General features: G+C 42.4%; 13 protein-coding genes. 4 read left to right on the top strand and 9 right to left on the bottom strand.

Translation table 11 applies throughout. From position 1 onward, the window contains the following. The first annotated feature begins 242 nt into the window (after window positions 1-242). Entirely contained in the window at window positions 243-1,199 is a 957-nt protein-coding gene (locus C6Y39_RS03995) for an IS110 family RNA-guided transposase (RefSeq protein WP_105930038.1), read from the top strand. 33 nt (window positions 1,200-1,232) lie between these two features. On the opposite strand, the gene C6Y39_RS03990 is transcribed toward C6Y39_RS03995, so the two are convergent. The 4 genes from C6Y39_RS03990 to C6Y39_RS03975 all read right to left on the bottom strand — a co-directional run bounded on the left by C6Y39_RS03990 (window position 1,233) and on the right by C6Y39_RS03975 (window position 2,780). Further along, a complete protein-coding gene (locus tag C6Y39_RS03990) occupies window positions 1,233-1,511 on the bottom strand; it encodes a hypothetical protein (protein WP_105930037.1) in 279 nt (92 codons plus the stop codon). 104 nt (window positions 1,512-1,615) lie between these two features. Beyond that, window positions 1,616-1,879 carry a Txe/YoeB family addiction module toxin gene (locus C6Y39_RS03985; protein WP_105930036.1) on the bottom strand — a complete coding sequence of 88 codons (264 nt, stop codon included), beginning with the start codon at window positions 1,877-1,879 and terminating at the stop codon, window positions 1,616-1,618. Then, window positions 1,872-2,126: a type II toxin-antitoxin system Phd/YefM family antitoxin gene (locus C6Y39_RS03980; RefSeq protein WP_105930035.1), complete on the bottom strand. Its 255-nt coding sequence runs from the start codon at window positions 2,124-2,126 to the stop codon at window positions 1,872-1,874. Before C6Y39_RS03980 ends, C6Y39_RS03985 begins: the two co-directional genes overlap by 8 nt. Window positions 2,127-2,312: 186 nt before the next feature. Then, a complete protein-coding gene (locus C6Y39_RS03975) occupies window positions 2,313-2,780 on the bottom strand; it encodes a helix-turn-helix domain-containing protein (RefSeq protein WP_105930034.1) in 468 nt (155 codons plus the stop codon). Between the two features lie 276 nt (window positions 2,781-3,056). On the opposite strand from C6Y39_RS03975, the gene C6Y39_RS03970 reads away from it, so the two are divergent. After that, complete coding sequence (locus C6Y39_RS03970) at window positions 3,057-3,278, top strand: TA system antitoxin ParD family protein (RefSeq protein ID WP_105930033.1); 222 nt, start codon at window positions 3,057-3,059, stop codon at window positions 3,276-3,278. Continuing rightward, the gene (locus C6Y39_RS03965; RefSeq protein ID WP_105930032.1) at window positions 3,271-3,561 is read left to right on the top strand and encodes a type II toxin-antitoxin system RelE/ParE family toxin; all 291 of its coding nucleotides are present in this window, start codon (window positions 3,271-3,273) and stop codon (window positions 3,559-3,561) included. The genes C6Y39_RS03970 and C6Y39_RS03965 overlap by 8 nt, the downstream gene beginning before the upstream one ends. A 123-nt stretch (window positions 3,562-3,684) precedes the next feature. On the opposite strand, the gene C6Y39_RS03960 is transcribed toward C6Y39_RS03965, so the two are convergent. The 5 genes from C6Y39_RS03960 to C6Y39_RS03945 form a co-directional block, all read right to left on the bottom strand. After that, on the bottom strand, window positions 3,685-4,566 hold the full coding sequence (locus C6Y39_RS03960; protein ID WP_105930031.1) for an IS3 family transposase: 882 nt from the start codon (window positions 4,564-4,566) through the stop codon (window positions 3,685-3,687). Continuing rightward, entirely contained in the window at window positions 4,518-4,877 is a 360-nt protein-coding gene (locus C6Y39_RS03955) for a transposase (RefSeq protein ID WP_105930030.1), read from the bottom strand. The genes C6Y39_RS03960 and C6Y39_RS03955 overlap by 49 nt, the downstream gene beginning before the upstream one ends. Window positions 4,878-4,976: 99 nt before the next feature. Next, window positions 4,977-5,312, bottom strand: coding sequence for a hypothetical protein (locus tag C6Y39_RS03950; protein ID WP_146128589.1), 336 nt, complete (start codon window positions 5,310-5,312; stop codon window positions 4,977-4,979). A gap of 32 nt (window positions 5,313-5,344) precedes the next feature. Beyond that, window positions 5,345-5,587 (bottom strand): hypothetical protein, encoded by a 243-nt coding sequence (locus tag C6Y39_RS18720; protein ID WP_167390617.1) that lies wholly within the window; start codon window positions 5,585-5,587, stop codon window positions 5,345-5,347. 688 nt (window positions 5,588-6,275) lie between these two features. Next, window positions 6,276-6,629 (bottom strand): hypothetical protein, encoded by a 354-nt coding sequence (locus C6Y39_RS03945; protein WP_105930028.1) that lies wholly within the window; start codon window positions 6,627-6,629, stop codon window positions 6,276-6,278. Window positions 6,630-6,752: 123 nt separating this feature from the next. On the opposite strand from C6Y39_RS03945, the gene C6Y39_RS03940 reads away from it, so the two are divergent. Beyond that, complete coding sequence (locus C6Y39_RS03940; protein WP_105930027.1) at window positions 6,753-7,907, top strand: IS110 family RNA-guided transposase; 1,155 nt, start codon at window positions 6,753-6,755, stop codon at window positions 7,905-7,907. Window positions 7,908-8,227 lie beyond the last annotated feature (320 nt).

The raw sequence follows: 8,227 nt of genomic DNA, 5'->3' as shown, positions 1-8,227 counted from the left end.
ACTTAATTTTTTTGTATGGATAATTACCCACCTAACTTAAATCCTTTTTCATCAATTTCGGGTAATGTGAGACCCAGGCTTTAGCAGCAACTAAAGCTTTCTATTTGGCAGTTCGATTAATTTTTGGCTCCTCAATTGAGAGACCGATAACAAGAAAGAACGCCTCATAGGACTCCAAGCACCACACTCGAATAGTCTACTGGGTCTCGAACCCGCATTATGCAAGCAAGAGTCAGCTTATTATGAACACTATTACAAAGCAAAAAATTAACGTTGGGGTAGATACTGGCAAATCACAGCTTGATATTTACATACGGCCTTTGGATATCTTTTTCTGTGTAGAAAACAATGAAAGAGGGATAAAAGAAGCGATTGTCGAACTCAAGAAATATCAGCCCGAAAGAATAGTTGTTGAAGCGACGGGCAGATTAGAAATGCCTTTTGCAATGGCGTGCGCTGAGGCAAAACTTCCATTTGTCATTGCCCATCCAGTTCACATAAAACGATTTGCTGGTGCGATAGGGCGGCGAGCTAAAACTGACAAGCTCGACGCTAAACTAATAGCGCACTTTAGTGAGGTGATAAAACCTGACTTAACTCAGCTGAAGCCAAAAGCCATGCGCGCTATGAGCGATTTAGTCACGCGTCGTAATCAACTCCTTTCCATGCAAACAATGGAAAAAAATAGAATTCAAATCATGCCCAAAGACCTTGCGATGACGATAAAACCGATATTAACGGCTTTGGGTAATCAGATAAAAAAGGTCGAAGAAAAAATCCTGAAGATGATTGAGTTGACGCCGGAATTTAAAGCGAAAGATCAACTGCTTCAAAGCATGAATGGTGTTGGAAAAGTCGCAGCTGCGTCAATAATAAGTAATCTACCTGAGCTTGGTTATATGACGAACAAACAAGCAGCAGCCTTAGTTGGTGTTGCACCGATGAGCAAAGAAAGTGGGCGGTATAAAGGGCATCGGAAAATACAAGGTGGCCGTCACCAAGTAAGAACAGTACTCTTTATGGCTGTGATGTCGGCGATTCAATCAAACCCTGTATTTAAATCTTATTACGGTAAGTTAGTAAGCGCAGGAAAGCCTAAAAAGGTGGCTTTGATTGCCTGTGTGAGAAAGATGGTAATAGTACTGAATTCAATGTTGAGAGATGGTGTGATGTGGGAAGCGCCAAAGGCTTTAAATTAACTATTGACGCCATAGTCTCTTGTTATACACAACTTAACTCGAAAAACTACTTTCTTGCTGCAAAAAGAGCAGGATTTTTTCTAGAGAGTAGAAAAATAATTGCAAGACTACATTTAAGCCAACAATGATAGCGCCCCAAATAAAGCCTGTGTCACTTGAATAGTATTCAAGGCCAAGCTCAGAGTGGTTACGAATATTTGAATCTATTAGTGCCCAGTTGGCAAACATTGCAATAATTAAAAAGACAAACAGCCAAAATGATGAAAGAAGTTTGTATCGCTTTACAATTTTTTTGATATTTTCTTCTGACACGTAGGGTTTCCTCCTTGTATATAAGTTTCCAATAACTTGCGCAGACGTGTGGGCTAAAATCCGAACGAAGTGAGTGTGTTTATTGGGTTGTTAACTGCCACCTACTAGTAATGGTAACGACATGAGATAACCGTAATTGCGGTATCGTCCACGGCATATATCAAACGGTTGGTGTCATCTATTCTGCGGGACCAGAAACCTGAAAGATTTTCTTTAAGAGGTTCCGGTTTTCCAATTCCATCAAATGGAAAACGCTTAACATCTGAAATTAATTTATTGATACGTTTCAAGGTTTTCTTGTCTTGAGTCTGCCAATAAACGTAACTATTCCAAGCTTCATCAGTCCATGATAACAACCTGTTACTCATCAATAAGTTCTCGCTGGGTCGTTTTTGCTGCTTTAAACTGTGCTATTGAACGATTTAAGTGTTCAGCGTTCGCTGGTGAACGAAGTAGATGAACGGTTTCCATAAGGCTGTTGTAATAATCTAATGACATTACCACAGCATCCTCAGAGTCACGACGGGTGATTATTGTTGTATCTGCATCGTTGATTACATTGTCCAAAACGGCTTTTAAACCATTTCGAGCTTCGGTAAAAGAGACAATTCTCATTTTGCACCCCACTTGTACATTATATGAGACAAGTTTAGATCGGAAATGAGTACATGTACAGGATGTTGTGCATTACTGCGCTGTGGCAGCTAACTTCCCACTAAGGGGCGCAGGCGCGTGGGCTGAAATGCGAAGCCGCCCCGCGTGTATGCGTCCCAGCGAACGTAGTGAGAGACTTAATTTTTGTTATGTGTCTTCATTCGATGTTGGTTCGTACCATATTTGATATTTGTCGCCTTGCCATTTAAGTAGAGTGAACAAATAGGCGGTAATTAGCATTAGCAAACCCCCTACCAATGCTGCTTCGTTGAAAAGACCAAGCCAGCAAAAAAAGAAACCAAACGTATGCCCGAATATTTCCATTCTTTTAGCTGTGTGGCGAACTGGCCTCATTTGAAGAAAGTTGAAGGTAAACCAAATTTTTAAAATAAGAGGAAGGTTTTTCCAGTTCTCTGATTGTTTGTCCATTGAGGTATTCTCCTGTTCTAATGCGTCGATATTGACATTGAGAGCAGCAGCAAGACACTTTTTAGATTCTAAACTAGCATTCGCACCGCTTTCCAAACGCTGAATTGTCCTAACAATTAATCCAGACATTTGAGCAAGTTGCTCTTGTGATAAGCGTTTGCTAATACGAAGTTGTTTTAAAATCATTGTTGCTTCCTGCGTTCTCGAAAAGAAGAATTCCTCATTTTTTACACTGTCGGGTACGAATTTACCCCGACATTTGCCCGACAATTGATGTTTCCTAGGCACATAACACCCGCATAAGGGCGATAACACATGGGCTAAAATTAGGAACGAAGTGACGCAGCCCATGTGTTAGCGTCCCAGCGAGCCTGCGAGCGATTTAATGCGTTTGTTATACGCAATTTGCCACACCTGTAGCGCATTGCTACAATGTAATGACGAACCATTAGGAGACATATTATGGCAACCGCGAGCGTAAGACTAGACCAAGATCTAGTTGAGAAAGCTACGATTATGGGCAAAGCACTAAACCGAACTATGCCAAAACAGATTGAGCATTGGGCAAAGATAGGTGAAATGATGGAAGATAACCCTGACTTGCCTTACGAATTCGTGAAACAGGCAATTATTTCCAAAGCTGAAAAAGAGGTTGGAAAATTGGAGCCTTACGATTTTGGCTAAGATTACCAGTGTTTTACAGACAGCTAATTTTAAGAGAGCAGTAAAGAAGTTACATCAGAATCAGAAAAAAGACTTGGATAAAGCGGTTAAGGAACTCATGGCCGATCCTCTTCTAGGTGAGCAGAAAAAAGGCGACCTAGCCTTTCTTCGCGTGTACAAATTCAAGATGGTCAAGCAGTTAACTTTACTTGGTTACAGCTACGAGGATGGCACTGTAATATTTGAGTTGATTGCACTTGGCTCTCATGAAAACTTTTATCGCGATGTTAAAAAGTTATTCTGACCAATTCCGTATAACTTCCAAATATGGGGCGCAAACACGTGTGCAATAATGGCGTAGCCGCGCACGTGTTTGCGTCCCAGGAGAGTTCACCCATAAAAGTGGACACTGGTTTTATTTGTTAAGTTACATACTTTCATATTGCTGTGGTGTTTTAAAGTTTAACGATGAGTGTATTCGCTGATTATTATAATTCTCCTCAATATACCATTGCGTAGTTTTCCGTAAGTGGCTTTCATCTTTAAACCTTTCACCGTGGTATGTCTCGGTCTTAAATGTCCTAAAGAATGTCTCAACGTAGATATTGTCTGTCATCTTTCCTGGCCGGTTCATGCTTGGCTTTATTCCGCACTTCTTTAGATGGTTCTGATAGTCATGACACGCATATTCGGTTCCCTTGTCGCTGTGGAATATTAAACCAGAGCAAAGCTGTCTGGACTTAACTGCCATGTCAAGAGCGTCTATTGTTAGCGATACTTTCCTTTGCCTATCGAGTGACCAACCGATGACTTTTCGAGAGTACATATCAAGAACAACTGCCAGATATATAAACTGTCCATTGAGTTTTAAATAGCTTACATCGCCACACCATTGTTGGTTTGGGCGGGGTGGGATTGCGTGGTTCAAGATAAGGTTACCTACCTTGTTGCAGGTGTTTTCTGGCAGGGCGTGACGTCGATATATTTTAGCGGCTTTACCGACTAGTTTTTGTTCGCGCATTATCCGCTCAACTCTTTTATGGTTGACCTGCCAACCTTGAGCCTGCAGTTGCTTATGAATGCGAGGACTGCCGTAATTCCCTTTATGAAGGGTGTAAAGACGATAGATTTCTTTTGTTAACTCAGTATTCAGCGCTTGGCGATGGCTAAGCCCTTTATGCAACCATTTATAAAAGCCGCTTGTGGAGACTTGTAATTGAGTGCAAAGGTATCTGATGCCAAATTCATCACGGCGTTCGTTTATGAACGAGAATTTTTCTGACTTTGTTCCTTCAGATACCCCTCCCACTTTTTTAGGAAGTTGTTTTCCTTCCGAGCGTCCGCTAGGGCCCTTTTGAGCTTCGCAATTTCTTTGTCTTTGCTGAACTCTTTGTTGTCATTAGAGGTCGCTTTAGTCATTGAAATTCTTCTCGTCGGCTTTTCTTTAAATTTACCTGCTTTGTACTCTTGTCGCCAACGATAAATCATTATCGGATGTAGCCCTAGAATGTCCGCAATATCCTTCGCTTTAACATCTAATGCTAGCGTCAACTTAACCACCCGAATTTTAAATTCCAGTGAATATTCAACGACCCGTTCTGCACTGACTATTTTTGCCATTTTGCACCTACCTGATATTTGGTTAGGTGTCTACTTTATAGGGGGAACTCTCCAGCGAACGTAGTGAGTGTGTTGATTGGGTTGTTATATGCGCTGTATTTAAGAGCCATTATTACGATCTATCTTTGTTGCTATTGGCCAACCATACGCTACAAAAAATAAAAACCAACCAGATACAAGCCATGCATGTGCTTGTGGAAATACATTTGAAATGATCCCAGCAACAAGACCAGAAGACAAAATAACAATTATGTATCTATTAGTTGAAGCCTGTTGAGACCGTAATTCCTTAAAATAGGGGTCGAGAAAAACTAATAAAATTGCTACTAAATATAGCGGAACGGCCCACTCTATAAGTGATTTAAAAAGAGCAGCTGTAGGCATAATAAGGACAGCACCACAATACATCCATTTTCTGCTATTAAATACTTCCATTTTTCAAGCTACCACAAGCATATAACTTTAAGCTAAGGGGCGCTAGCATGTGGGCTAAAATCCGAACGAAGTGAGTCAGCCCACATGTTAGCGTCCCAGCGACCGAAGGGAGTGAACTTGAGCGCTTTGTTAGAAGCAGAGCCTGTCCCTTTGGCCTTATTAAAAACTAATGAAGCCAGCATACGATTGATTATTAACACAAACAAGTAAAACGACAGCGCAGTGATTTTTTTGATTTGACTGAAGCAAGCCGCCATTTGAACTGCCAAACGCATTGGCGCTTACTAACGGTAAATAAGAACTTGGCGATAAAGCGCCTAATGCGCAACCACAGTATTTAAAGCGGCGACATTAAACCTTCCAAAAGCCAGAGCGATGCTGGTGAAAACGGGTGAGGGTAGTTGAACTGATTATTTAATTAAGCAAACGCAGTTTGGCTGACGCCTTCTAACTTTAAGCTAAGGGGCGCAGACGCGTGGGTTATAATGCGAAGCAGCCCACGTGTATGCGTCCCAGCGACCGAAGGGAGTGGCTTAAGCGCCTTGTTAGAAGGGAAGCCTGTTCCTTTAGCCTTTTTAAAAACTAACGAAGCCAGCATACGATTGATTGTTAACGCAAACAAGCAAAATGACTGTGCGGTGATGTTTTTGATTTAACTGAAGCAAGCCGCCCTTTGAGCTAACAAACGCATTGGCGCTTGCTGGCTGAAATTAAGAACTTGGCGATAAAGCGCCTAATGCGCAACCGCAGGATTTAAAGCGGCGACATTAAAACTACCAAAAGCCAGAGCGATGCTGGTGAAAACAGGTGAGGGTAGTTGAACTGATTATTTAATTAAGCAAGCGCAGTTTGGCTGACGCCTTCTAACTTTTCAATAACGGGCGCAGGCACGTAGGGCATAATGGCGAAGCCGCCCTGCGTGTATGCGTCCCAGCGAACGAAGTGAGTGAGTTTATTGAGTTGTTAGCTACCATAGTCTGAAAAAACTGCATGGCTAAACACGTTTTTTGCTTTACCAATCTCACTATCTAGATGCTTTGGTTGCACCCAAACATCAATGGCATTGTTGCTGTTTTGAAAGAGGCTTAATCGATTCCCGTGAATCTCAATTTTTACAACGCTTTCAATTGGAATAGATTTTTTGTGTGCCAAAATAAACTGAAGTTTAGCTGTTTGATTAATCAGTACCTTGTTTCCATTAACCTCAAAAAGTTCTCTTTTTCGATTCCTGATGTGCAAAATAAAACAATGGGACGCTAATGCAATCAATAGGATTAAAGACAGATTTTGCATTAAAAAAGAGAATGATTCTTCCATGATTTCCTCTGGTAGCTAGACACAATGACTCCCTGTGAAATGCTAGCCTCCGCATTTTCGTGGGTTAGCTGAAAGCCAGTGCCATAATTAGTTTGCTTAAGACTAAATCATTTGGAGGCTAGCATGAACAAACATAGCATGATTTTTATCGGGTTGGATACACACAAAGAATTCCATGAAGTGGCATATTGTGAGGAACATCGCGGGGCGAGTCCGGTTCATTACGGCCGTATCCCTTCTTCCAAAGTCAGTGTAAAAAAGCTGCTCCGCCAGTTTGAATCTAAATATCCTGGCGCAACACTTCACGTTGTTTACGAAGCAGGGCCATGTGGCTACTGGATATATCGTCTCATTACCAGTCTTGGGCATTGTTGCTATGTAGTGGCTCCGTCTCTTATTCCCAAAAAGCCAGGAGAGCGAATTAAAACCGATCGCAGGGATGCGCTTAAACTCGTTAGGTCACTAAAGTCCGAAGATCTCACGCCTATCTATGTGCCTGAGCCAGAAGATGAAGCGGTTCGGGATTTATCACGTGCTCGTGAAGCGGCAATGAAGGATTTAAAAGAAGCAAAGTATCAACTCAAAGCCTTATTACTTCGCAACAACATACGTTATGAAGGCACTGCCAACTGGTCGAAGAAACACCTTCGCTGGCTCACCGAACTGATTTTGCCTCATCCAGCCCAGCAAATTGTCTTGCAGGAACAACTGCAAACCATTGAGGAACGTATCCGGCGACTGGAAAGGCTCGACAATGAGTTAACCCACCATGTACACCAATGGCGTTATTACCCAGTAGTGAAAGCCGTTCAGGCGATGCGAGGCGTTCGATTGCTCGTTGCTGTTGGTGTGGTGGCAGAGCTCGGTGATTTACACCGCTTCGACCATCCCAGAAAGCTCATGGCTTATCTGGGCTTAGTTCCCAGTGAACAATCATCAGGTGGAAAGCGACACTTAGGAGCCATTACAAAAGCAGGAAATGGTCGAGCAAGGCGTTTACTGATTGAGGGGGCGCACAGCTACCGTTATCCGGCTAACGTCTCTACTGAATTACAGTTAAGGCAGGAAGGCTTACCTAAAGACATCGTCGATATCGCTTGGAAAGCACAGCTTCGCTTGTGCAAACGCTATCAGCGCATGAGTAAAAAGGGAAAGCACTACAATTTAATCATTACCGCGATAGCTAGAGAAATGGCGGCATACATCTGGGCTATTGCAAAGGAAGTGGTACTTACGCCGGTTAATCCAAAACTAAGACTGAGCCGTGTACCTGCATGATAAACGAGTTTGAGCTAACGCATTCGGATCAGGCCGCGGGATGTGGCACAACCTACGAGGGCGTTATGATGGCAATCACTTAATGGTGATTGATCCACGAGCCTAGACTGATGAGAAGGTGCTACGGCGGAACATGTAAGGTCAGCTCTGCTTATTCAATGAATAAGTAACCTACGAATACCAGCATACCAACCGACGACATTACTGCCTCATCCGGTGCGTTAGCTCAATTTATTATGAGTGAGAAACAAAGCTAATTATGGGCTGAAAGAATGTCAGGGATGCACTCGCTCAGGGTTGACAAAGGGAGTCATACCAAC

Source organism: Alteromonas gracilis (genome assembly GCF_002993325.1).
In the GTDB taxonomy this organism is placed as follows: domain Bacteria; phylum Pseudomonadota; class Gammaproteobacteria; order Enterobacterales; family Alteromonadaceae; genus Alteromonas; species Alteromonas gracilis.
Note: the sequence above shows the minus strand (reverse complement) of the source record. Positions and strands in the feature narration are given on the sequence as shown.

Coding starts and splice junctions, on each gene's coding strand:
- C6Y39_RS18720 (WP_167390617.1), bottom strand. CDS start 5,587: ATGCGTTTGGCAGTTCAAATGGCGGCTTGCTTCAGTCAAATCAAAAAA.
- C6Y39_RS03985 (WP_105930036.1), bottom strand. CDS start 1,879: ATGAGTAACAGGTTGTTATCATGGACTGATGAAGCTTGGAATAGTTAC.
- C6Y39_RS03975 (WP_105930034.1), bottom strand. CDS start 2,780: ATGATTTTAAAACAACTTCGTATTAGCAAACGCTTATCACAAGAGCAA.
- C6Y39_RS03995 (WP_105930038.1), top strand. CDS start 243: ATGAACACTATTACAAAGCAAAAAATTAACGTTGGGGTAGATACTGGC.
- C6Y39_RS03950 (WP_146128589.1), bottom strand. CDS start 5,312: ATGGAAGTATTTAATAGCAGAAAATGGATGTATTGTGGTGCTGTCCTT.
- C6Y39_RS03940 (WP_105930027.1), top strand. CDS start 6,753: ATGAACAAACATAGCATGATTTTTATCGGGTTGGATACACACAAAGAA.
- C6Y39_RS03970 (WP_105930033.1), top strand. CDS start 3,057: ATGGCAACCGCGAGCGTAAGACTAGACCAAGATCTAGTTGAGAAAGCT.
- C6Y39_RS03945 (WP_105930028.1), bottom strand. CDS start 6,629: ATGGAAGAATCATTCTCTTTTTTAATGCAAAATCTGTCTTTAATCCTA.
- C6Y39_RS03980 (WP_105930035.1), bottom strand. CDS start 2,126: ATGAGAATTGTCTCTTTTACCGAAGCTCGAAATGGTTTAAAAGCCGTT.
- C6Y39_RS03955 (WP_105930030.1), bottom strand. CDS start 4,877: ATGGCAAAAATAGTCAGTGCAGAACGGGTCGTTGAATATTCACTGGAA.